Here is a 22,746-nt window from a genome sequence, read left to right on the forward strand (position 1 = left end):
ATTCGGACAGGTAAATGGGTTGTATTTATAAGTTGCTCATTTATTGTGCTTTGTGTGTATGAAATAAATAAGCCAGATTTAATTAAATTTAAACGGAAGTGGAAAAAAAGTCATGTTAATTAACACGGATTTAAATTGCAAACTTCCCGAGTTCAAATTTATTGTTCACATTAAATAAATTATTAACAAATTGCAGCCCCCATATAATAATTTGCTGCAAATAGTAGTTAATGTATTGTTATAGGGTAAACTGTAAAGTACTTAATGAGGCTGTCGGCGATTATATCTCTAATTATCTTTACCTCGCTCGATTCATCGGCACAAAACGCTTATGTAAAATTGGGTCAGCAAGCATTTATGGACGGAAATTTTAAATCTGCCGTGATGCAACTGGAGAAAGCATGCCTTGTTGATTCTACCAATTCCAACGCTTACTGGATGCTGGGATACTCTTATTACCACAGCGAAAATTACCGCAAATCAATTGCGGCTTATTCAAAAGCCATTTACATTAATCCGGTTGATGCTACTGCTTACTATTACAGGGCGAGGGCCAAAGGTTATTTAGGGAAAGATGCTTCCTTATCACCACAGGAGCGGGAGAAATACTTGCTGGGTGCCATCTTCGATCTGACTAAAGCCATTGCTATTGACCCTACCGAGCAAATTAAATGCTTCCAAACACGTGGTATTGCTTACCGCGAATACGGGATATTTAAACTACAGCCTAATTCGCATACTTATGACAAGGTACGCGGCACTAATTCATTAAGGGCATCAATTACAGATCTGGAAAAAGTGTTGAACAGCAACCCGGGGCGGTCTGATATTGCTTCGCTTATTGAGCTTTCAAAAGAAAAACTGGCATCGGCTGTAGGCCATCACTAATTAAAACTCTCCTTTAATGCGGTAGCTGTTTCCGCCCATTACTTTCACCTTTTGTGTTTTTTCTATCAGGTAAAAAATGCCGGGCATGTAAGTCAGCTTTTCGGTAGTGCTGTAAAGAATGTTGTGGGTATCATTCTCAATTTCAATAGCGGTTACCTTCCCGTTTTCTCTGCATATAGTTATATAGCGGGTTTTTAACTCGGGATATTTGGCTTTGTAAGTAATATTAGTTGCTGTTGAATCAACAGAATAGCTCCTGTTCCAGGCGGGTTTGTTAATGTCGCTTTCGGTAAACAGGTTTAGTTCCCTTGCCCAATTGGGGATATTAACTTTCTTGCTTTCTGTAGTGCCATTATGGGCAACAGATTTATTTACCTGCTTATTCAGGCGGGTTAACCGGGTGGCTTCATTTTTAAAGTACTCTTTAATATCAAAGAACTTTACCTGCGCGCCGGTTTCTTTTATCGCCGGTTTACAGGCGTAGCTAAAGCATAAAAGCAATGCTACGCCTGTAACTGAGCTGTATTTTAAGAATCGCTTATACCAATACATTACCGGTCATTTCTGCAGGGATTGGTACGCCTAATATTTGCAATATGGTTGGTGCAATATCGCCCAGCTTACCATCTGCCACATGCTTAACATCGTTATCAATAATAATACAAGGCACCAGGTTGGTTGTATGCGCTGTGTTTGGCGAACCATCTTCATTGATCATATAATCAGCATTACCATGGTCGGCAATTATGATGAATGAGTAACCATGTTTTAAGCCCGTTTCAACCACTGCTTTTGTGCAGGCATCTGCTGTTTCGGCAGCCTTAACTACCGCGCTGAAAACGCCTGTATGGCCAACCATATCGGTATTGGCAAAGTTAAGGCAAACAAAATCCGGCCACCCGGCCTCCAGTTCAGGAATAATGGCATCGCGGATCCCTTCGGCACTCATCTCCGGTTGCAGATCATAAGTAGCTACCTTTGGCGATGGTACTAACAAGCGTTTTTCATTAATGAACTCTTTTTCGCGCCCGCCCGAGAAGAAGAAGGTTACGTGCGGATATTTTTCGGTCTCGGCAATGCGGATCTGATTCTTATCAGCGGCTTCTAAAACCTCGCCTAAAGTTTTGGTCAGATCATCCTTGCGAAACACCACTTTTACATTCTTAAATGTCTCGTCGTAAGAGGTCATGGTAACATAGTGCACATTCAGCGGGTGCATATTATACTCAGGGAAAGGCTTTTGCGTAAGCGCCAGCGAAATTTCGCGGCCCCTGTCTGTACGGAAATTAAAGCAGATCACTACATCGCCTTCTTTTATCACCGCAACAGGTTTGCCATCACTGTCAACACGTACTATCGGCAAAATAAATTCGTCGGTAACACCTTCGGCATATGATTTTTGGATGGATGCTAAAATATTTTGTGAGGCTTCCCCTTCGCCGTTAACCATCAGGTCGTAAGCTTTTTTAACACGCTCCCAGCGGTTGTCACGATCCATGGCATAATACCTGCCAATAGCTGATGCCAGTTTTACAGGGGTACCATAAATATGCTCCTCTAGCTCAGTAATGAATTTTAAGCCGGAATTAGGGTCGGTATCACGTCCGTCTAAAAACGCGTGGATAAATACTTTTTCCAACCCCAATGAATTGGTAGCATCTGTTAACCCTTTTAAATGGGCTATGTGGGCGTGTACGCCGCCATCACTCACAAGGCCTATAAAGTGTACATCCTTATTGTTTTGCTTAGCGTAATCAAAAGCCTCAACTAAAGCTTCGTTCTGTACAAACTCGTTATCAATAACGGCTTTATTAATACGGCCCAATTCCTGGTAAACCACGCGGCCGGCACCTAAATTCATGTGGCCTACTTCCGAATTGCCCATTTGTCCTTCTGGCAAGCCAACTGCAAGGCCCGATGCTTCGAGCTTTGAGTTTGGATACTGCGCAATCATCGAATCAAAAAACGGTGTATTGGCGGCCACAATGGCGTTTGATTTATCGTTACGGCCGTATCCCCAGCCATCAAGAATAATTAATGCAAGTTTTTTTTTGTTTTCCACAATGCAAATATAAAAGCAACGTTTAAACATTGTAATTTAAATTGGTTTATTTTTGTTGCAACATTTCTTTGGTTTATTGGTCATATACATATCATGAAGCTAAGTTATACGCCGATCCTTTTATTGTTGTTTATGGCCCCGGCCATTTGCCAGGCAGAGCCTGGTGATAAACAGGCAGGGCCTATTGATAAAATAGCCGAATTGATAAAGCAAGGTAATGTGCATGAACTTGCCAAATACTTTGCCGCTAATGTTGATATGGCCGTATTGGATAATACCAATGTGTACTCAAAAACCCAATCTGAACTTATTCTTGAGCGTTTTTTTAAAGAAAATAAACCCCTCTCTGTTAAGATATTCCATCGCGTAAGCTCAAACGCAAATTATAATTTTGCGGTGCTGATACTAAATACCGATAAGGGAAAATACCGGGTTTCTTTTACACTTAAGGAGGTGGCAAAACAAATGGTGATCATTGATCTGCGTATAGAAACGGAAAAAACCTAATTACTCGTCAATTGTTCTTACTTTTGAAACTCAAAAAATCAAAAGGTTTGGACAAAAAACTTATACACAAATTTATTACTGCTGCTTTAAGTGAAGATGTAGGCGATGGTGACCACACTTCATTAGCTACTATTGAAGCAGGCACACAAGGCAAAGCACAATTATTAGTAAAAGATACCGGGATACTGGCTGGTGTTGAACTGGCCAAAGAAATTTTCCATATAGTTGACCCTAATTTAAAGCTGGAAGTTTTTTTGAATGACGGCGCAGAAGTAAAACCAAAGGATATTGCCTTTGTGGTTGAAGGTGATGCCCAAAGCATTCTAAAAGCAGAGCGGCTGGTGCTTAACTGCATGCAGCGCATGAGCGGTATTGCTACCAAAACCAATGAAATTGCAGATATGTTGCAAGGTACCAATACTAAAGTTTTAGATACCCGCAAAACTACTCCCGGTTTGCGTTATCTGGAGAAATGGGCGGTGCGCATAGGCGGAGGGGTTAACCACCGTTTTGGTTTGTATGATATGATCCTGATCAAGGATAATCATGTCGATTACTCCGGCGGCATTCGCAGGGCTATTGAAAATGCTAATAACTACATTAAAGAAACAGGCAAAAAGCTGGCAATAGAAATTGAGGTAAGGAACATTGATGAGCTGGAGCAGGTACTGCAAACAGGCAATGTGAACCGCATTTTGCTTGATAATTTTAATTTTGACGACTTGAGGCAGGCTGTAAACATGATAGAGGGCCGGTATATTACAGAAGCATCAGGCGGTATCACCAGTGATAATGTTCGTGACTATGCAGACTGCAGGGTTGATTATGTATCTGTTGGGGCGCTTACACATTCTGTAAAAAGTTTAGACCTCAGCTTAAAGGCTGTAAAATTATAATGATATATTGCGTAGTATAACATCAATTTAATATTATTGCAGACAGATGCTATCAATCTACTCGATTTCAGCGCTTATTCTGGCTTATCTCTTTGGTTCAATCCCTACTGCGGTATGGATAGGCCAGGCGTTTTACAATGTTGATGTAAGGGAGTATGGCAGCGGCAACGCGGGTGCAACCAATACTTTCAGGGTGCTTGGCAAAAAAGCGGGCATCCCGGTTATGCTGCTTGATATTTTAAAAGGATGGACGGCAACTAACCTGGCTTATGTAATAGGGGTTGCTACCACCGGCGCTTACCATTCTATCGCGTTCACCAACTACGAACTTGCATTGGGCATAGCCGCCGTAATGGGGCACTTATTCCCAATTTTTGCGGGTTTTAGAGGGGGGAAAGGAATAGCCACACTTTTTGGAATGATATTGGCTATTAACTTACCGGCATCTTTACTTTGCGTTTTTGTTTTTATGGCAACCTTGTTTATAACCAGGTATGTATCATTAAGCTCAATAATGGCCGGTTTTGCATATCCCATCGGTGTAACATTTATCTTCCCGGTGTATATTAAATCGGTCATAATATATGGCATGTGTATATGTATATTAATATTAGTTACCCATCAAAAAAATATAGAACGTTTATTAAAAGGTAAAGAGTCAAAAGTTAACTTATTCAAAAAGAAAAAAACCGCCTGACTTACCATGAAAAAAATTAGACTATTATCCGCACTGGCTATTGCCATTACATTTTACTCATGCTCAACTGTACCGCTTACCGGCCGCTCACAATTTAACGTAGTAAGCGATGATCAGGTAAACCCTGCGGCAGCGGCCAGTTACAAACAACTGTTATCAGACCCTAAAACAAAAGTTATATCAACCGGTACCGATGCGCAGCGTGTAAAGCGTATAGGCAACCAATTGGCTGTAGCTATTGAACAATATTTAAAAGCTAATGGCTATGCCGACCAGTATAATTTTCAGTGGGAATTTAACCTGATACAAAGCCCCGAAGTTAATGCATGGTGTATGCCCGGTGGTAAGGTTGCTGTATATAGCGGCATATTACCTATCACACAAACAGATGCCGGTTTAGCTACTGTTATGGGTCACGAGATTGGTCATGCTATAGCAAAACACTCTGCCGAAAGAATGTCGCAGCAAATGCTTCTACAGGCTGGTGGTGCTGCGGTGGGCGCAGCAACAGGTAATAAATCGCAGGTTACACAAGCTGTTGTTAATCAGGCTTATGGAATTGGCGGGCAAGTTGCTTTACTAAAATATTCGCGCAACCAGGAGTCTGAAGCAGACCGTTTAGGTTTAACCTTTATGGCAATGGCCGGTTATGATCCGCATATGGCGGTTACTTTCTGGCAGCGTATGGCGGCTCAAAACAAAGGTGGTTCACCGCCGGAATTTTTAAGCACGCACCCGTCCGATGCTACACGTATAGCTAATATTCAGAAATTAATACCTGAAGCAATGAAATATTATAAACAGTAAATAATTGGTGATAATATATTGACCACAAAGGTCACAGAGATTTTCTTTGTGACCTTTGTTTTTTTATTTCTTTGTGATGATTTTATAAACTTCAATAGCAAGTTCTTAAATTATGGCTACTTCTAAATCCCGCTTTTTAACCGCTCAATGGAAAAATCTTGTAATGCTTAATTATGAAGTTGATCCCGAGATACTAAAACCCTACCTGCCTGCCGCTACTGAAATTGACCTTTGGCAGGGTAAAGCATTGGTGAGCATGGTGGGTTTTGTGTTTAAAGAAACCCGTGTGCTGGGCATTAAGTGGCCGTTCCATGTAAATTTTGAGGAGGTAAACCTACGTTTTTATGTACGCCATTTTGATGGTAAGGAATGGAAACGTGGTGCTGTATTTATTAGCGAAATAGTACCCAAAAGCATGATTGTACTGATAGCTAACAACCTTTATAAAGAACATTACCGTGCGCTGCCCATGCGGCATTCAATTACTAAAGCCGGCCCAAATCATACACAATTTTTGTATGAGTGGAAACTAAAAGGCAAATGGAATAAAATAGGGGCTACTGTAAGGAACAGCCTTGCCCAAATAGAAGCAGGCAGCCAGGAGGAATTTATATTTGATCATTACTGGGGATATAACCGACTTACCGATTATAAGACCATGCAATACCAGGTAGAGCATATTGCCTGGCAAATAGCCGAAGTAAAGGATTTTGTTTTTGAAGCGGATATTGAAGAGCTTTACGGAAAGCAGTTTGTGCCCTATTTAAGTGTGAAGCCATTCTCGGCATTTTGGGCCAATGGTTCAGATATAGCCGTTAGGATTGCGGATAAGTTGTTGCTTGACCCAATACTTCCAGGATAGCCTTGGCTTTTAATAAACATTCTTCATACTCCCGCTCCGCATCGGCATGGTAGGTAATTGCGCTGCCTACATGGAACGATAAATATTTTTTGGACGAATTGTACAGCAGCGTACGGATCACTACGTTAAAATCAAAATCATCATCCCCACTAAAATAGCCTATCGCACCTGAATATACCCCACGTTTGCTGCGTTCATACTGTTCCATCAGTTGCATGGCGCTTATTTTTGGTGCACCCGTCATGCTACCCATAGGGAAAGTATTCCTGACAGCTTCAACAGCCGTAACGTCATCCCTTATTTCACACACCACAGTTGATACCATTTGATGTACCTGCTTAAAGCTTTGTATACCAAACAGTTCTTCGGTTTTAACAGTGCCGCGTTTAGCAGAATGGGTAAGATCGTTACGTACCAGGTCTACTATCATTACGTTTTCCTGCAATTCTTTAGGGTGGTTCCTTAGTTCTTGTATAAGGGTTTGGTCGGTTGCCTCATCAGCATCACGCCTTGCGGTTCCTTTTATAGGTTGAGAGATCAGTTTCTTACCACGCTTGGCCAAAAACCTTTCGGGCGAGGCGCATATAATATAGTTGCCATCCCATTTAAAAAACGAAGAAAAAGGGGTAGGCGAGAGGCTGTTTAACTTTTGATAAATACCCAGCGGATCTATCTGCACATCAGCTGCATAAAACTCCTGGCAAAAATTGGTCACATAAATATCGCCGCGGTTTATGTGCCCCTTAATTTTGTTTACCGTATCTATATATTCCTGTTTGCTAATACGGGGAGTAAGGTTAATGGCTGTTGAGGGTATTGCCGGGCTTAACTCCTGCAGTTCGATCTGGTATGAAACTATCTCGGCATCATTACCCGTTATATTCACCTCATTACCTTTTATACCGATAACCGTTTCAGGTGCGAAAAAATACAGGTCTGGAAAATTAAGCTGGTCAGTATTTGATGAGCTGAGGCTTTCCACCTCATTCTTAAGATCATATGTAAAAAAACCGGCTATAAAACCCGGGTTTTGTTTGCGAAATATAGCAAGCTGTTTAAAAGCATCGCCAGCTTTAGCAGTAACTTCTGCTTTTATACCAATGGCTATCAGCGTATCAAACTTGCCGTAAGGGTCAGTAAAATTATTGCTATCCAGATAACACACCGTATTAAACTTAGCGGCCCATTGCAAAGCTTTTTGTTTAAAAACCTGTATATTGTTTATCTGAATTATCACGTTGTAAAAATAGGCAACTAAAAATAAAAGGCCCCGGTTATCGGAGCCTTTATTGTAACTATTGCTGGTGTTCTCATCGGCAGCTTAAACGGGCGTCCAGGTTTCGGTGAGGACACCGAAACGAAGGACACCGAAACGAAGTATACCGAAACGCGGTATTATCATATCCCATTGGCAGTGTCCCCACCGCCAAACGCTTTCCTATGTTTCGGTGAGGACACCGAAACCGGGTATATCTTATTAAAATCCCATTGGCGGTGTCCCCACCGCCAATAATTATTATTGCAATACCAAAGTCTGCTTCCTGTCTGGCCCTACAGATAAATATTTTACAGGCACATTAAGTTCGGCCTCTAAAAATTCAATGTATGATTGCAGCCTTGCAGGTATTTCATTTAGTTCGGTAATGCCGGTCAGGTCCTCGTTCCAGCCGTCAATTTCTTTCAAAACAGGGTGGGCATCAACAGAACAAATATCATAAGGCATATAATCTATCTGCTCGCCTAAGTAGTTGTAGTGCGTGCAGGCGTAGATCTTATCAAAACCGCTCAACACATCAGCCTTGGTCATTACCAGTTGGGTAACACCGTTAAGCATTATGGCGTATTTTAAAGCTGGCAGGTCAATCCAGCCGGTACGGCGGGGCCTTCCTGTGGTTGCGCCAAATTCGTGGCCTATACGGCGTAATTCTTCGCCTGTTTCATCGTTGAGTTCGGTAGGGAAGGGGCCGCCGCCAACACGGGTGCAATAAGCTTTAAAAATACCTATTACATCGCCAATTTGGCTTGGGGCAATACCTAAGCCGGTACAAGCGCCCGCAGCCGTAGTATTTGATGATGTTACAAATGGATATGAACCAAAATCAATATCAAGCATAGCGCCTTGTGCACCCTCTGCCAGTACTTTCTTTCCTTCTTTAATATAGTTGTTCACCAGGTGCTCAGAATCAACCAGCGGAAATTGTTTGATCACTTCAATAGCGTCAAAAAATGTCTGCTCGCGCTCGCTGAAATCGGCAACTTCGCCATACATGGCCAGCAACATTGATGTATGCTTGTCAACCAGTTTCTGGTAACGTTCTTTAAAATCGGGCAGGGTGATATCACCAACACGTAAACCATTACGGCCGGTTTTATCCATGTATGTAGGGCCAATGCCTTTTAAGGTAGAGCCAATTTTGCCATCGCCCATTTTCTTTTCAGATGCGGCATCAAGCAACTGGTGGGTTGGTAGAATAAGATGCGCCTTTTTAGCGATCATCAAATTCTTTTTAGCTAAAAGATCATGCCCTGCATCCTTTAGTTTATCAAGCTCTTTTTTAAGCGTGATAGGGTCAATTACAACACCGTTACCAATAAGGTTCATGGTATTGTCAAAGAATATACCCGAAGGGATGGTGTTCAACACAAACTTTTTACCTTCAAACTCTAAAGTATGACCGGCATTTGGGCCGCCCTGGAAACGGGCTATCAGATCATATCCTGCGCTAAGCACATCAACAATTTTACCTTTACCTTCATCGCCCCATTGGAGGCCTAATAATACGTCAACAGCCATTAATTAATATATTCTTGTAATAAATTGTTAAATGATTTTTTTGGATACCGTTATTGTGCTTTCCTGTCGCAGAAACCGGCACGTAATTTTGTACAGTTTCCGTATAGGTTTAACGAGTGGTGTTTAATTTCGAATTTTAAAATATCGCCCATCATGCTTTGTATCTGCTGGATACGCGGGTCGCAAAACTCCACTACTTTACCGCAGTCAATACAAATAATATGGTCATGCTGTTTGTAGCCGTATGATTTTTCAAACTGGGCCATGTTTTTGCCAAACTGGTGTTTAGTTACCAGATCGCACGATACCAGCAGCTCCAGCGTGTTGTATACGGTAGCACGACTAACACGATATTTTTTATTTTTCATGTGGATGTATAACGATTCCACATCAAAGTGATCACTTCTCGAATATATTTCTTCGAGTATGGCAAAACGCTCGGGTGTTTTCCTTAAGCTTTTATTTTCAAGGTAGGCCTCAAAAATCTTTTTTACCAATGCAATGGTTTCCTGTACAGGCATAAAATTGAATTACCCTCCAAAGGTATTAATAAAATATAATATAGAGTTAAGAGTTTAGAATCAAGAGACAAGACACTTCTTTGTCCTAAATCTTAATTCTTATATCTTGTCTCTCTTTTATGATGCTTTTTCAACGACAGAATCAAACCTGATAACGGATGTAATTCCTTTTACCTGTTGAATTTTCCTGATCAGGTTATCAAGGTGTTCGGTATCATTAACGTACACCATTATCGATCCTTCAAAAATACCGTTATCGCTATCAACCGTAATAGAGCGGATGTTTACCTTAAAATCGTTAGATATTACCGTGGTTAACTTGTTTATTAAACCAACATCATCAATACCGGTAATGCGCAGACCGGTTAAAAATGCCAGTTCCAGCTGTTTGGTCCATTTGGCTTTAACAATACGGTAACCGTAGTTAGCCATTAGCTTTGCCGCGTTAGGGCAATTTGTACGATGAATTTTGATACCATCGCTAACCGTTACAAAGCCAAATACATCATCGCCGGGAATAGGGTTACAGCAGTTAGCCAGCTTATAATCTATCTTTTGCAAATCCTCACCAAAAAGCAATACATCGCTATCTTTGGTTTTAATGTTACGCACAAGGCTTTGCAATTGTTCGGTATCAATTTTGTCTTGTGGTTTATTCTCAATTACCTTTTCTGATGCCTGGTATTCCTTCAGGTCCTTCATGTCAATAAGGCCCTTTGCCACATTAAAGAAAAGGTCCTGGGTAGAAGGGAGCTTAAAGTAATAGCTCAGCTTATGTATGTTTTCAGAATTGTAAGTGATCTTTAACGATTTCAGCTTACGTTCCAGTATTTCCTTGCCGTCATCGGCTACTTTACGTTTTTCTTCTTTTAAGGCCGATTTTATTTTAGCCTTTGCCTTTGCGGTTACCACAAAGTTTAGCCAATCCTCTTTAGGTGTTTGCTTGCCCGATGTGATGATCTCTACCTGGTCGCCATTTTGCAGTTTATAGCTTAGCGGTACCAGTTTATGGTTTACTTTGGCACCAATACAGCTTGCACCTACATCGGTGTGTATCTCAAAGGCAAAATCAAGTGCTGTAGCATTCAGCGGTAACTGTATCAGTGCACCTTTAGGGGTAAAGATGAAGATCTCGTCGCTGAAAAGGTTCATCTTAAAATCATCCAAAAAGTCAAGCGCGTTCGAGTCGGGGTTTTTAAGCATATCCCTAACCTTTTGCACCCATTGGTCTAAACCGCTGTCTGTTGATGATTCCTTATATTTCCAGTGCGCCGCAAAGCCCTTTTCGGCAATCTCGTTCATCCGTTTGGTACGGATCTGCACCTCAACCCATTGCCCGCGGGGGCCCATAACGGTAGTGTGTAATGATTCATAACCATTTGCCTTCGGCGATGAGATCCAGTCGCGCAGCCTGTCCGGATTAGGGCGATAAAGATCCGTAACTATAGAGTATGCTTTCCAGCAGTCAGCTTTTTCATTTTCGGATGTGCTGTCCAGTATTATCCTTATGGCAAACAGGTCATACACCTCCTCAAACGGGATAGCCTTTTTCTTCATCTTGTTCCAGATGGAGTGGATAGATTTTGGCCTGCCAAACAGTTCGGCATTTAAGCCCTGGCCTTCTATCACTTTATTAACCGGTTCAATAAAATCACGGATAAACTTTTCGCGTTCCGCCTTTTTTTCGTTCAGTTTATTTTTAATGAATGAATAGGTTTCGCGCTCCATGTACTTCATGGAAAGGTCTTCCAGTTCTGACTTTATGGCATATAATCCTAATCTGTGTGCCAATGGGGCATACAAGTAAACCGTTTCTGATGAGAGTTTTAGCTGCTTATCGCGCGGCATAAACTCCATTGTACGCATATTGTGCAGCCTGTCGGCCAGTTTTATGAGTATTACCCTTACGTCATCGGCAAGGGTAAGCAGCATTTTACGGAAGTTCTCGGCTTGTAATGAACTATTAGTATCAAAAACGCCTGATATTTTGGTTAAGCCATCAATAATTTTAGCTACTTTTTTACCAAATTCCAGTTCAATATCTTCAAGGGTAACATCAGTATCTTCTACTACATCATGCAGTAACGCGCATACAATAGATGTTGTACCCAAACCTATCTCTTCGGCGGCTATTTGTGCAACAGCAATGGGGTGGTATATATAAGGTTCGCCGCTTTTACGGCGCATATCTTTATGGCTCTCCAAGGCCATATCAAAAGCCTTGCGTATCATGCGTTTATCGCCTTTTTGAAGGGTAGATTTGCTTGCACGCAGGAGTGTACGGTATCTTTTTAAGATCTCTTTCTTCTCGGCTTCCAGGTCAATCACTAAATCTTTCATTATATCAGCGTTTGTGCTATAATATAATTAACCTGTAACAATATTAATTATTGCAGTTTAATATAAAATAACAAAATAAATTGCGTTAATTTTGTATCAGGTAAAAATATGAAATTTATTACTTTAATGCTTCTGTTTTGTTGTACGCTGGCGGTAGCAAATGCCCAGGACGCTAAACCGGCAGCATCGGTTATCCTTGGCAAAAATGATACCGTTAAAACGTACATGACAAAACTTGATGGCGAGCTGGTCCCCTGGATAGTATTGCCCGAGGTTGTCATTACTGATACCCGCATTTTTGCGAGTGCGCAAGACCGTGCAAATTACTTTCGCTTAAAGTATAATATAATGAAGGTTTTGCCATACGTGCGTTTTGCCGGTGCACGATACCAAAAACTACAGCGCGACCTGGCGCTTACCGGCGATAAAAAGGAACAGAAAGCCTTAATTAAAGCCTGCGAAAAAGAGGTAAAGGGTTTATTTAATAAAGATATAAAGAACCTAACCATTGACCAGGGCGAGATATTAATTATGTTAATAAACCGCGAAACCGGTAATACCAGCTATGATATGTTGAAGGAACTGAAAGGTGGTTTTAAAGCTTTTGTTTTTCAGTCTGTAGCCAAAGTATTTGGGCATAATTTAAAGGAGACCTATGACCGTGAAGAGCAGCGCGATATTGAAACAATACTGCAGCAAGTGGGTTATGTATCCATGCAAAATTGATAATGGACAATAAAAACATCTACCAGTTCAACGTTGAGAAGATAAACGGAGATCATATTACTTTAGCTGATTATAAAGATAAAGTACTACTTATAGTGAATATTGCATCGCAATGCAGTTTTACCCCCCAACTGAAAGATCTGGTAAACTTAAAAAGTGAATTTGCCGGTAAAGATTTTGAGATACTGGCTTTCCCCTCAAATGATTTTGGCGGGCAGGAACCTTTAGAGGGTGTTGCAATTGAGCAGTTTTGCAGTAATTATGGCAACAACTTTCCTGTATTTGATAAAATAAGGGTGCGCGGCCCATATGCCAACCCGCTTTATAAGTTTTTGAGCGATAAAAAAGAGAACGGTGTTTTAAGCTGCGTTCCACGCTGGAATTTTCATAAGTTTTTAATTGACCGCAAAGGCGCCGTTGTTGATTATTTTTACCCATTCACCAATCCTACATCCTCAAAGGTCAGGAAAAAGATACAGCGCCTGCTATCTGCTGATCAATAATCATTAATTCTGTTTATGTTAAAATTAGATATTTTAGTTTTACCGGTACACCCGGACGATGCCGAACTGGGTTGCGCCGGTGTTATTTTAAAACATATTGCACTTGGCCATAAAGTTGGTATAATAGACCTTACCCGTGGCGAATTAGGTACCCGGGGCACTGCTGAGATCCGCGACCAGGAAGCCGCAAAAGCTGCTGAAATACTGGGTGTAACTATACGCGAAAATTTAGAACTGCCCGATGGCTTTTTTACCAATACTAAAGAGTACCAGTTAAAGGTAATTGAAGCCATACGCAAATACCAGCCCGAAATTATTATTACAAATGCCTATCATGACCGCCACCCTGATCATGGGCGCGCTAATGAACTGGTTGAAACAGCTTCATTTTTAGCAGGCTTACGCCGGATAGAAACCAGCTTAAACGGCGAACCACAGGAAGCATGGCGCCCAGAGCAAGTGCTGCACTTTATTCAGGACCGCTACATTCAACCGGATATTGTAATTGATGTAACAGAATACTGGGACAAAAAAGTTGAAAGCATTTATGCCTATGCCTCGCAGTTTCATAACCCCGAATGGAATGAGGACGAGCCACAAACCTATATCTCGTCGCCAGATTTTATGCAAATAATTGAAGGCCGGGCAAGAGAGTTTGGTAAAAGCATCCAGGTTAAATACGCCGAAGGCTTTACATCGCGCAAAATTTTAGGTGTAGATAATTTGTTTGACCTGAAGTAGGATACGCAGGCGCTCAAAGTATAAACCCCTAACGGGATTAGTCCACTAAATCATAAAACCAAAAAGGCCCCGAATTTCGGGGCCTTTTTGGTTAAACCGCTACATATTCGAAGCGGTTGTTTTCATTGCTTCTTTCCCTTTTTAGCTTGTTTTCTTTAGCAAGCTTTAGCAAAATGCCTGATAGTTCAGATGTTTTGAAATCAGAGGCGAAGTTATCCTTGCAATAATCTGCAATGGAAGATATTGAATGCGGATGTGTAAAAAAGTCGCTGGCAAGTAACTGGTTTAATACTTTAGTAGCACCGGGTTTTTTACGATTGTGTTGTGATGGCTGATGCCTGTCATCGTTACCTGTTCTTGATCTACGGACTTTTTTATTGAAAATTTCAGATCCTTCCGTCTCTCCCTTCTCTGTTTCCATAATCTCGTCTAAAAGTCTGTCAACCACACGCACTTGTACAGCTTCAGACTGGAAAGAATTAACAACCTCAGCAATCTCTGTAAGTTGTTTTTTTAATTTTTCAATTTGTCTGTTCATTATAGATAGTATCTATTTATATATACTAATAAGTGTTTTGCCATTATGTTTTAATAATACCGCGTAACTTATTTAATAGTTAATAATATTTATATATTAACGCTACAATACAATTATAGTATATCGTAAATAAAAAAAGCACCTGTTTAGTTTTAAACAGGTGCTTGTAGCGATATTATTACATTTTACTATAGCATAGGTAATATTTTTTGGATCATTTCTAAGCCTTCATCAATATGTTGGGGCTCAATAATAAGTGCCGGCCTAAAACGGATAGTACGTTCACCGCAGCCTAAATACATGATATTATTTTGTAACCCATAATTAATAAAAGAATCGCGGGTGCTTTTATCAGGAAAGTCAAAAGAAGTTAGCAAACCTTTCCCCCGTACGTTACTAACGATGTTATTTTTAGCCGCAATATTTTTTAATCCGGTTTGTAAGTATTCACCGGTTTGGGCGGCTTTTTCACACAGGCCGTCTTCTTCAATTATCTCCAATATTTTTGATGAGCGTACCATATCAACCAAACTGCCTCCCCATGTGGAGTTAATGCGCGATGATACTTTAAACACATTGTTCTCTATCTCGTCAACTTTTTTACCGGCCAGTATACCGCATACCTGCATTTTTTTACCAAAGGCTAAAATATCAGGCCTTGCTTTTTCGCCAAAGTGCTGATGCAGCCAAAATTTACCGCTTAAGCCAACACCGGTTTGTACCTCGTCATAAATCAGCATGGCTTCGTTCTCATCAGCCAATACACGCAATTGTTCTAAAAACTCCTGGCGCACGTGCTTGTCGCCGCCTTCTGATAATACGGGCTCAATAATAATGGCACATACATCATCCTTGTTATCGGCAAAGGCTTTTTTAATTTCTGCTATGGATTTTGCCTCTCGGCTTAATAGATCATCTATATTGCTTTCGTTAAGCGGGAAATAAATTTCGGGTGTTGATACCCTGGGCCAATCAAATTTGGCAAACCATTTGGTTTTAACGGGCAGGGTATTAGTAAGGCTTAAGGTATAACCAGACCGGCCATGAAAAGCATGCTCAAAATGGATCACCTTAAAACCTTTTTCGCTGGTATGGCCTTTTGCAAAGTTCTTTTGTACTTTCCAATCCATTGCCACCTTTAAAGCGTTCTCAATTGCTAAAGTGCCGCCAGATATAAAGAAGGCGTGGGGCAGATAGTCGGGTATGCCTACCCGCGAAAAAGTTTCCAGGAACTGGGCATACTGTTCTGTATAAATATCAGAGTTAGATGGGTTGGTTAACGCGGCCAATAAAAGGTTCTTTTTAAAAACCTCGTCGTTAAGCATTTGGGGATGATTATAACCCAACGGGACAGATGCAAAGCAAGTGAAAAAATCTAACAGCGTGCGGTTATTTTTAGCATCGTAGATATGAACGCCCTGGCTTTTTTCCATATCAAACGTGAGGTCGAAACCATCGGCCAAAATATGTTTACTTAAAGTAGCCTGAACGTTTTGCGGAGTTACTTGCAATTTATACATAGGGAACTGGTTTGTTACAAATCTACTAAAAAGCCCTAAATATCAATAATTTAAAGGTTTTTGAACCGATTGGCAAAAAAGTAACTTTAAATAAACTAAACATAGTTTTTGAACTCTACCAGCGAATGGTATAGATGTTGTTGATGTGCAAATGCGCAAAAATAAGCGCGTCATTGCGAGGTACGAAGCAATCCCAAATAGAAAAGTAAGCAACATGCATATCGGGGATTGCTTCGTACCAAAATCCCGTCAATCGTAAAAATCTGCTTAATCCCGGTTAAAACTTCTCTTTCATTCCCAGCAAACCCCAAATACCGCCGGTATGGATGGCCAGTATTTTACTGCCGGGCTTGAAATGATCTTTTGTGGCAAGGTCATATAATGCATAAAGCATTTTGCCTGTGTACACCGGCTCAATGAGGATGCCGGTATCGGTTACAAATTGTTTAATGAACCTTATTAACTCATCGGTAGTTTTGCCATATCCGCCAAAGTGATAACCCGTGTGCAATTGATAATTTATGGGTACGGTTAAAAGCTTATCTATCTCATCCTTTATAAAATCACCATTTTTAAACACGGGTATTGCGTTGAATTGGGTAGGTGAATTATGCTGTACAATGCCATTGATTATTCCTGCTGCTGTTGTGCCGGTTCCGCAGGCGCAAAATATGTGGTCATAAGTTTGGGTAAGCTCATTTACCAGTTCGCTGCATCCCTTGGCAGCCTCGGGCGATGCGCCACCCTCATCAATGAAAAAGGCGTCGGTATCATCAGCAAAGTATTTATTAAATAATGCAGGTTTATCGCGGTAGCTTTCGCGGTTAGTAAATATTAGTTGCATGCCATGCAAACGGCATAAAAACAGGGTATCATTCTGTACTTCTTCCCCGCGTACTATCCCTGTTGCCTTAAAACCAAACCTTGCTGCCGCCGCCGCGGTTGCCAGTAAGTGGTTGGAATATGCGCCCCCAAATGTAACCAGGCGGGTTTTGCCTTCGGTTTGTGCCCGTTGCAGAATGTATTTTAGTTTACGCCATTTATTGCCTGATATAACGGGGTGTATCATATCATCCCGCTTGATAAAAACCTCAAGCCCTTTATCATCAAACAATATATTTTTAATTTGATGAACAGGGCTAAACAAGTCAAGGCTAATATCCATACCACAAATTTAAAATAATTTCTCCCGCTACGGTCAGTTAGGGGGATTAAGGGAATAAGCTTACTTTTGCCCCTGAAATGATAGAGGAAAACGACTTATTTGAACAGGACGAACAGGACTTATATGAGCACTTGCGTGTGGTGGTTGATAAGGGCCAGTCTTTATTGCGCATTGATAAATTTTTAATGCACCGTGTTGAGAATGCATCACGTAACCGCATCCAAAATGCCATTGAGCTGAATAATGTACTTGTAAATGATAAGCCCGTTAAATCCAGCTATAAAGTTAAACCGCAGGATGTGATATCGGTTGTGCTGCCACATCCGCCGCGTGATACCGAGGTTTACCCGGAAAACATCCCCATTGAAATTGTTTATGAGGATGATGATGTGCTGATAGTGAACAAGGCTGCCGGCATGGTGGTGCATCCCGGTTATAATAACTATACGGGTACACTGGTTAATGCTTTGGTATACCATTTTCAGCAATTGCCAACCTTGCCTGGTAACGATGGCAGGCCGGGACTGGTTCATCGTATTGATAAGGATACATCGGGATTGCTGCTAATAAGCAAGAACGAACGCAGTATGAACTGGCTGGCCAAGCAATTTTTTGACCATACTATTAGTCGTAAGTATATTGCTTTGGTTTGGGGTGATATAGAGCAGGATGGCACTGTTAGCGGCTATATTGGCCGCAGCGTGAACGACCGCAGGGTAATGTCGATATATGATGATCCGGAGAAGGGTAAATGGGCCGTAACGCATTACAGGGTGTTACAGCGCATGGGCTATGTTACCCTTATTGAGTGTAAACTGGAAACCGGCCGTACGCACCAGATTCGTGCGCACATGCGGCATATTGGGCACCCGTTATTTAGTGATGCCATGTATGGCGGCGATAAAATTTTAAAGGGCACAGTGTTTAGTAAATACCGGCAGTTTGTTGAAAATTGCTTTGAGATTATGCCGAGGCAGGCGCTGCATGCGCAATCGCTTGGGTTTTTGCATCCCACACAAAAGAAGATCCTGAATTTTGAAGCGCCCCTGCCTGCAGATTTTAAAGGTGTTTTGGAAAAATGGCGTAAATATACCAGCGCAAGCTCGGAGATAGGAGACGAAGCACAAGGTTAGATGTAAAAACAAATAACCCGTTAGGGAGTTTCAAATCAATATAAGTTAAGATTATTAATAATTTTTTAAGTTTATAAAAGTTGATAGTGAGAAAAGGTTGTAATAAGTATAGCTCAAATCTAATATCTCATATCTAAAATCTATATGACGCCGAACTACATCAACTTTAACGGGGAGATATTACCTGCAGATAGCTTGCTGCTTACCATTGCCAACAGGGGATTCAGGTATGGTGATGGTTTGTTTGAAAGTATGCGCCTGATGAAAGGCAAGCTCAAATTTCCGGAGTTACACGCCGAACGCCTGCAAAAAGGGATGAAGGCGCTTAAGATAGATGGCTACTCGCAAACAGATAGCTGGTTTTTAAAAGAAAAGGTTGAAGAGCTTGCCCGCAGAAACAAAATTAAACACGGCCGCTTACGCCTAACGGTTTACAGGGATGCCGAAGGTTTATATGCACCTTCTCAAAATAAAATGGGCTATTGCCTTGAGGTGACCGAAATTGATGAGCCCCGCTATTTTCTGAATGAGCGCGGTTTGATAATGGATGTTTACACCGAATTGCCCAAGCCTTTAAACTGGTTGTCGAATATTAAAACCTGTAATTCCCTTATTTACACCATGGCTGGGATATACAAGCAACAGAACAAGCTGGATGAGGTATTTTTGCTGAATCAAAATGGATTTTTATGCGAGGCCGGTAGTTCAAACCTGTTTGTTTGGTATGAAAATCATTTATATACCCCTGCATTAAGTGAAGGCTGTGTTGAAGGTGTAATGAGGCGGATAGTAATAAAATTGGCCCTTGATAACAATATCCCGATAACCGAAGCCCAGATAAACGCCGAAATTTTGAACCAGGCCGACGAGGTGTTTTTAACCAATGCCACCAAAGGCATACAATGGGTGATGGGATATGGCGTAAAGCGTTATTTTAACCGCGTAAGCAAAGGGTTAATGGACGAGTTGAATAAGTTGTAAGCAGACTGATATTGTATACCGGGTAGCCCTTAACAGGGCATAAATTTGCTCTCACCTTTTTCTACAAAGCGGTTACCCCGCTGGGGTATATTGCATAGGGTCGATAGGATTTATTTAAAAAAATAATAGTGTAAACTATAAGTTATACTGGGTGTAGTTAATAATGTTCCGTAGGAACTAACGCTTTGTAGAAAAAGGAAGAAAATAATTTTTTGCTCCGTTAGGAGCTGCCCTTTTAGAGTTATATCCGATGTTTGTAGCATAAGGGGTAGCCTTTAACAGGGCAAAATTTGCTATTGTTTTTCTACAAAGCGATTACCCATCTGGGGTATTTTATTGTTATAGCTAATATTTCTAATAATGTTCCGTAGGAACTAACGCTTTGTAAAAAAGGAAACAACAATCCCTTTGCTCCGTAGGAGCTACCCTTTTAGAGTTATATCCGATGTTTGTAGTATAACGGGCAGCCCTTAACAGGGCATAAATTTGATCTCATCTTTTTCTACAAAGCGGTTACCCCTCTGGGGTATATTATCTTATTGGTTAAAATCAATATTTCTAATAATGTTCCGTAGGAACTAACGCTTTGTAGAAAAAGGAAACAACATTCTCTTTGCTCCGTAGGAGCTACCCTTTAGGGTTATATCCGGTGTTTGTTGAATAATATTCTGTAGGAGCTAACGCTTTGTTGGTTGTTTTTTACAAAGCAGTTACCCGCTGGGGTGTTTTATTGTTATAGCTAATATTTTTAATAATGTTCCGTAGGAACTAACGCTTTGTAGAAAAGGAAACAACAATCCCTTTGCTCCGTAGGAGCTACCCTTCTCCACTATTCAGGCTGTTTAAATATATATTTCTCGTTAAATTCTATATCGAAGCTGGTGAGCAATTGTTTGTACTCGTCTAAGAAATCAAATTTTTTATGATGTTCTTGTTGATTGTTTATATACTTAACAACTTTGTCAAGTTGCGATTTGCTGTAACTAAATGCACCATAGCCGTCTTGCCATTGAAATCTGCCCGGAGTTAGTTTTTCCTTGTTTATCCATTCGGATGAATCACCCTTTACTAACCGCATTATATCAGAAACAGATTGTGTGGTATTTAAACCGATAAACATGTGTACATGATCATGCATGTTATTTATGGCTAATTTTGTGTCCATTGCTTTGAACGATAGCAGTAATATATAAACGTAGGCGATCATCCCATTCGTTATTCAACTGAGCAGCCCTAAATTTAACAGCAAACACAAAGTGAATATATAATTGTGTGTAGGTATTTGCCATCACCCTTCCACGCTTTCTGCTTCCTTTATACTCGTCAATATGCCATCCCACAAAGCAATTCTTGCCTGTAGTGCTTCTTTAACGGCAGTTGTTGCTTCGGCCCATTTGGTATTGTCATCGCCGCATAGCTGGGCGGTCATTTCATAGGCCAGGTTGGAGTGGTGGTCGCCGTCAACTTCAATGTGCCGTTCCAGATAGTATAAAAATGTATCTGTTTTGCCGGGCAATTGCCGGTTTAGCTTCTTAACCATTTCTATAAACATGCCGGGTATAAGATCTTCACGACCGAATGTAAATACGGCTGCCTGTATAAAGCTTTTGTTGGTGGCTATAACATCAAAGGTATGCTTTACAAAATCTCGTGTTGTTTGCGGGATCTCTGCATTTGCAAGGGCTATCTGTACATCGGCCTGGTAACTTAGTTCTTTAAATAACGAAATTATTGCTGATGCATCACAGCCTGATTGCTGCATCGCTTTCAAATACAGCTCAAAGTGACTGGTACGGATACCGTTCTCATCAACATCACTCTCCTCGCCGGTTACAATTTCATTGATAAGGTAACGGGTATTGGCATTGCCAACAGGCACCCAGGGTAGGGTGGTACAAGTTAGGTTTTGCTGCAGCGCTTTTAACAGCGACATAAAATCCCAAACAGCAAATATGTGATGCTGCATAAACACATGCAGGTCGTCGATAGTGTTTATGCTTTGATATAAAGGGTGCGCTATCAGTTGTTGGCGCAGTGGTTCAATCTCTTTTTTAAGTTGTGTTATCTTATCAGTACTATTCATTCAATTCTATAGTTTATTCCCTCTTAAAAACTCTTCAACACTCATTCGCTTTTTACCCTCCAGCTGTACATCGGTTAAGCTTACATAGCCGTCTTTGGCGGCAAATTTTAAATGGGTTTTGTTATCAGAAACAAACGCGCCCGGCGATATGCCCGGCTCAGTTACCTCAAAAGTAGCATTGTATGTTTTCAATACCTTACCGTTTAATGTAGTGTACGCTGTAGGGGAAGGGCTTAACCCGCGGATGAGGTTATAAACCTTTTCGGCAGGCTGATTAAAGTCAATTAAGCAATCTTCTTTAAATATTTTAGGGGCATGTTTTAATTCCATGCCTTCGGCCAAATGTTCCTGCGGATGCTCGCTATAGCGGCCGCTTTCTATTCCTTTTACTGTTTTTACAAGCAAGCCCGCGCCTTTGGCCATTAACCAGTCGTGCAGGTCGCCGGCGGTTTCGGTTCCTTTTAAAGTAACTTTTTCTGTAAATAATATATCTCCGGTATCAATATCATGTTTTAAAAAGAAGGTGGTTACGCCGCTCTCTTTCTCACCGTTAATTATTGCCCAGTTTATAGGGGCCGCGCCACGGTATTGCGGTAATAAAGACGCGTGCAAGTTAATGGTGCCTTTTGGCGGCATATTCCAAACCACTTCGGGCAGCATGCGGAAGGCTACCACCACCTGTAAATCGGCGTGTAGCGCTTTTAACTCTTCTAAAAATTCAGGGTTCTTTAATTTTTCGGGCTGCAGCACTTTAATGCCATTCGCTTCGGCATATTGTTTAACGGCGGATTGGTTAACCTTTTGCCCTCTGCCGGCTGGTTTATCGGGTGCGGTCACTACCGCCACAACATCGCATCCCGCAGTTATTAAGGCATCAAGCGATGCAACGGCAAACTGGGGCGTCCCCATAAATATAATTCTCATAAGCTACTAAATGTTATGATGTGTATAAAGTTAAAACTACTGTTACCTATGTATTTGC

At 41.1% G+C, this 22,746-nt stretch carries 22 protein-coding genes and 1 pseudogene; 11 read left to right on the top strand and 12 right to left on the bottom strand.

Features of this window, described 5'->3' with window-relative positions; translation table 11 throughout:
* Nucleotides 1-357: 357 nt before the first annotated feature.
* Entirely contained in the window at nt 358-888 is a 531-nt protein-coding gene (locus WC743_RS14865; RefSeq protein WP_373012996.1) for a tetratricopeptide repeat protein, read from the top strand.
* Here the strand turns inward: WC743_RS14865 and WC743_RS14870 are convergent, their stop codons facing one another.
* Nucleotides 889-1,440 (bottom strand): hypothetical protein, encoded by a 552-nt coding sequence (locus tag WC743_RS14870; RefSeq protein WP_373012998.1) that lies wholly within the window; start codon nt 1,438-1,440, stop codon nt 889-891. It abuts the gene before it with no gap.
* Nucleotides 1,427-2,980, bottom strand: coding sequence for a 2,3-bisphosphoglycerate-independent phosphoglycerate mutase (gpmI, locus tag WC743_RS14875; RefSeq protein ID WP_373013000.1), 1,554 nt, complete (start codon nt 2,978-2,980; stop codon nt 1,427-1,429). Before gpmI ends, WC743_RS14870 begins: the two co-directional genes overlap by 14 nt.
* A 63-nt stretch (nt 2,981-3,043) precedes the next feature.
* Here gpmI and WC743_RS14880 point away from each other — a divergent pair, with 63 nt between their 5' ends.
* The 5 genes from WC743_RS14880 to WC743_RS14900 all read left to right on the top strand — a co-directional run bounded on the left by WC743_RS14880 (nt 3,044) and on the right by WC743_RS14900 (nt 6,719).
* The gene (locus tag WC743_RS14880; RefSeq protein WP_373013002.1) at nt 3,044-3,457 is read left to right on the top strand and encodes a DUF4783 domain-containing protein; all 414 of its coding nucleotides are present in this window, start codon (nt 3,044-3,046) and stop codon (nt 3,455-3,457) included.
* 47 nt (nt 3,458-3,504) lie between these two features.
* Nucleotides 3,505-4,353, top strand: coding sequence for a carboxylating nicotinate-nucleotide diphosphorylase (gene nadC / locus WC743_RS14885; RefSeq protein ID WP_373013004.1), 849 nt, complete (start codon nt 3,505-3,507; stop codon nt 4,351-4,353).
* A gap of 46 nt (nt 4,354-4,399) precedes the next feature.
* Nucleotides 4,400-5,050, top strand: a complete 651-nt coding sequence (gene plsY, locus WC743_RS14890; RefSeq protein ID WP_373013006.1) for a glycerol-3-phosphate 1-O-acyltransferase PlsY — start codon at nt 4,400-4,402, stop codon at nt 5,048-5,050.
* A gap of 6 nt (nt 5,051-5,056) precedes the next feature.
* Nucleotides 5,057-5,857, top strand: coding sequence for a M48 family metallopeptidase (locus WC743_RS14895; RefSeq protein WP_373013008.1), 801 nt, complete (start codon nt 5,057-5,059; stop codon nt 5,855-5,857).
* A 112-nt stretch (nt 5,858-5,969) separates the two neighbouring features.
* Nucleotides 5,970-6,719: a YqjF family protein gene (locus WC743_RS14900; RefSeq protein ID WP_373013010.1), complete on the top strand. Its 750-nt coding sequence runs from the start codon at nt 5,970-5,972 to the stop codon at nt 6,717-6,719.
* Here the strand turns inward: WC743_RS14900 and WC743_RS14905 are convergent.
* The 4 genes from WC743_RS14905 to WC743_RS14920 all read right to left on the bottom strand — a co-directional run bounded on the left by WC743_RS14905 (nt 6,673) and on the right by WC743_RS14920 (nt 12,374).
* A complete protein-coding gene (locus WC743_RS14905) occupies nt 6,673-7,956 on the bottom strand; it encodes an anthranilate synthase component I family protein (protein WP_373013011.1) in 1,284 nt (427 codons plus the stop codon). The genes WC743_RS14900 and WC743_RS14905 overlap by 47 nt on opposite strands.
* Nucleotides 7,957-8,235: 279 nt before the next feature.
* The gene (locus tag WC743_RS14910) at nt 8,236-9,513 is read right to left on the bottom strand and encodes an adenylosuccinate synthase (protein ID WP_373013013.1); all 1,278 of its coding nucleotides are present in this window, start codon (nt 9,511-9,513) and stop codon (nt 8,236-8,238) included.
* Nucleotides 9,514-9,563: 50 nt separating this feature from the next.
* Nucleotides 9,564-10,034 (bottom strand): Fur family transcriptional regulator, encoded by a 471-nt coding sequence (locus tag WC743_RS14915; protein WP_373013015.1) that lies wholly within the window; start codon nt 10,032-10,034, stop codon nt 9,564-9,566.
* Nucleotides 10,035-10,151: 117 nt separating this feature from the next.
* A complete protein-coding gene (locus tag WC743_RS14920) occupies nt 10,152-12,374 on the bottom strand; it encodes a bifunctional (p)ppGpp synthetase/guanosine-3',5'-bis(diphosphate) 3'-pyrophosphohydrolase (protein WP_373013017.1) in 2,223 nt (740 codons plus the stop codon).
* 108 nt (nt 12,375-12,482) lie between these two features.
* Here WC743_RS14920 and WC743_RS14925 point away from each other — a divergent pair, with 108 nt between their 5' ends.
* The 3 genes from WC743_RS14925 to bshB1 are packed head-to-tail and all read left to right on the top strand — an operon-like array spanning nt 12,483 to nt 14,344.
* The gene (locus WC743_RS14925; RefSeq protein WP_373013019.1) at nt 12,483-13,100 is read left to right on the top strand and encodes a DUF4294 domain-containing protein; all 618 of its coding nucleotides are present in this window, start codon (nt 12,483-12,485) and stop codon (nt 13,098-13,100) included.
* Between the two features lie 2 nt (nt 13,101-13,102).
* Nucleotides 13,103-13,603, top strand: coding sequence for a glutathione peroxidase (locus WC743_RS14930; RefSeq protein ID WP_373013021.1), 501 nt, complete (start codon nt 13,103-13,105; stop codon nt 13,601-13,603).
* Between the two features lie 15 nt (nt 13,604-13,618).
* On the top strand, nt 13,619-14,344 hold the full coding sequence (gene bshB1, locus WC743_RS14935; RefSeq protein ID WP_373013022.1) for a bacillithiol biosynthesis deacetylase BshB1: 726 nt from the start codon (nt 13,619-13,621) through the stop codon (nt 14,342-14,344).
* A 91-nt stretch (nt 14,345-14,435) separates the two neighbouring features.
* Here bshB1 and WC743_RS14940 read toward each other — a convergent pair whose 3' ends face one another.
* The 3 genes from WC743_RS14940 to WC743_RS14950 form a co-directional block, all read right to left on the bottom strand.
* A complete protein-coding gene (locus WC743_RS14940) occupies nt 14,436-14,882 on the bottom strand; it encodes a hypothetical protein (RefSeq protein WP_373013023.1) in 447 nt (148 codons plus the stop codon).
* A gap of 188 nt (nt 14,883-15,070) precedes the next feature.
* Entirely contained in the window at nt 15,071-16,402 is a 1,332-nt protein-coding gene (gene lat / locus WC743_RS14945; protein WP_373013025.1) for an L-lysine 6-transaminase, read from the bottom strand.
* Between the two features lie 277 nt (nt 16,403-16,679).
* A complete protein-coding gene (locus tag WC743_RS14950) occupies nt 16,680-17,567 on the bottom strand; it encodes a 1-aminocyclopropane-1-carboxylate deaminase/D-cysteine desulfhydrase (protein ID WP_373013026.1) in 888 nt (295 codons plus the stop codon).
* Between the two features lie 77 nt (nt 17,568-17,644).
* Here WC743_RS14950 and WC743_RS14955 point away from each other — a divergent pair, with 77 nt between their 5' ends.
* Complete coding sequence (locus WC743_RS14955) at nt 17,645-18,700, top strand: RluA family pseudouridine synthase (protein WP_373013028.1); 1,056 nt, start codon at nt 17,645-17,647, stop codon at nt 18,698-18,700.
* Nucleotides 18,701-18,844: 144 nt separating this feature from the next.
* Nucleotides 18,845-19,681, top strand: a complete 837-nt coding sequence (locus WC743_RS14960) for an aminotransferase class IV (protein WP_373013030.1) — start codon at nt 18,845-18,847, stop codon at nt 19,679-19,681.
* An 829-nt stretch (nt 19,682-20,510) separates the two neighbouring features.
* On the opposite strand, the pseudogene tnpA reads toward WC743_RS14960, so the two are convergent.
* From tnpA to fmt, 3 genes and pseudogenes are all read right to left on the bottom strand, one after another.
* A pseudogene (tnpA, locus tag WC743_RS14965) lies at nt 20,511-20,970 on the bottom strand (IS200/IS605 family transposase).
* Entirely contained in the window at nt 20,970-21,764 is a 795-nt protein-coding gene (locus tag WC743_RS14970; RefSeq protein ID WP_373013032.1) for a DUF3050 domain-containing protein, read from the bottom strand. Before WC743_RS14970 ends, tnpA begins: the two are co-directional and overlap by 1 nt.
* A 6-nt stretch (nt 21,765-21,770) precedes the next feature.
* Nucleotides 21,771-22,688: a methionyl-tRNA formyltransferase gene (gene fmt / locus WC743_RS14975; RefSeq protein ID WP_373013034.1), complete on the bottom strand. Its 918-nt coding sequence runs from the start codon at nt 22,686-22,688 to the stop codon at nt 21,771-21,773.
* Nucleotides 22,689-22,746 lie beyond the last annotated feature (58 nt).

The organism is Mucilaginibacter sp. (genome assembly GCF_041660805.1).
Classification (GTDB): Bacteria; Bacteroidota; Bacteroidia; order Sphingobacteriales; family Sphingobacteriaceae; genus Mucilaginibacter.

What these genes read in the sequence shown, in the direction of transcription:
- plsY (WP_373013006.1), top strand. Translation starts at nt 4,400, where the DNA reads ATGCTATCAATCTACTCGATTTCAGCGCTTATTCTGGCTTATCTCTTT.
- WC743_RS14925 (WP_373013019.1), top strand. Translation starts at nt 12,483, where the DNA reads ATGAAATTTATTACTTTAATGCTTCTGTTTTGTTGTACGCTGGCGGTA.
- WC743_RS14950 (WP_373013026.1), bottom strand. Translation starts at nt 17,567, where the DNA reads ATGGATATTAGCCTTGACTTGTTTAGCCCTGTTCATCAAATTAAAAAT.
- WC743_RS14865 (WP_373012996.1), top strand. Translation starts at nt 358, where the DNA reads ATGGACGGAAATTTTAAATCTGCCGTGATGCAACTGGAGAAAGCATGC.
- WC743_RS14960 (WP_373013030.1), top strand. Translation starts at nt 18,845, where the DNA reads ATGACGCCGAACTACATCAACTTTAACGGGGAGATATTACCTGCAGAT.
- lat (WP_373013025.1), bottom strand. Translation starts at nt 16,402, where the DNA reads ATGTATAAATTGCAAGTAACTCCGCAAAACGTTCAGGCTACTTTAAGT.
- WC743_RS14895 (WP_373013008.1), top strand. Translation starts at nt 5,057, where the DNA reads ATGAAAAAAATTAGACTATTATCCGCACTGGCTATTGCCATTACATTT.
- WC743_RS14870 (WP_373012998.1), bottom strand. Translation starts at nt 1,440, where the DNA reads ATGTATTGGTATAAGCGATTCTTAAAATACAGCTCAGTTACAGGCGTA.
- WC743_RS14915 (WP_373013015.1), bottom strand. Translation starts at nt 10,034, where the DNA reads ATGCCTGTACAGGAAACCATTGCATTGGTAAAAAAGATTTTTGAGGCC.
- WC743_RS14930 (WP_373013021.1), top strand. Translation starts at nt 13,103, where the DNA reads ATGGACAATAAAAACATCTACCAGTTCAACGTTGAGAAGATAAACGGA.
- WC743_RS14880 (WP_373013002.1), top strand. Translation starts at nt 3,044, where the DNA reads ATGAAGCTAAGTTATACGCCGATCCTTTTATTGTTGTTTATGGCCCCG.
- WC743_RS14910 (WP_373013013.1), bottom strand. Translation starts at nt 9,513, where the DNA reads ATGGCTGTTGACGTATTATTAGGCCTCCAATGGGGCGATGAAGGTAAA.
- WC743_RS14955 (WP_373013028.1), top strand. Translation starts at nt 17,645, where the DNA reads ATGATAGAGGAAAACGACTTATTTGAACAGGACGAACAGGACTTATAT.
- gpmI (WP_373013000.1), bottom strand. Translation starts at nt 2,980, where the DNA reads ATGTTTAAACGTTGCTTTTATATTTGCATTGTGGAAAACAAAAAAAAA.
- bshB1 (WP_373013022.1), top strand. Translation starts at nt 13,619, where the DNA reads ATGTTAAAATTAGATATTTTAGTTTTACCGGTACACCCGGACGATGCC.
- WC743_RS14940 (WP_373013023.1), bottom strand. Translation starts at nt 14,882, where the DNA reads ATGAACAGACAAATTGAAAAATTAAAAAAACAACTTACAGAGATTGCT.
- fmt (WP_373013034.1), bottom strand. Translation starts at nt 22,688, where the DNA reads ATGAGAATTATATTTATGGGGACGCCCCAGTTTGCCGTTGCATCGCTT.
- WC743_RS14970 (WP_373013032.1), bottom strand. Translation starts at nt 21,764, where the DNA reads ATGAATAGTACTGATAAGATAACACAACTTAAAAAAGAGATTGAACCA.
- WC743_RS14920 (WP_373013017.1), bottom strand. Translation starts at nt 12,374, where the DNA reads ATGAAAGATTTAGTGATTGACCTGGAAGCCGAGAAGAAAGAGATCTTA.
- WC743_RS14900 (WP_373013010.1), top strand. Translation starts at nt 5,970, where the DNA reads ATGGCTACTTCTAAATCCCGCTTTTTAACCGCTCAATGGAAAAATCTT.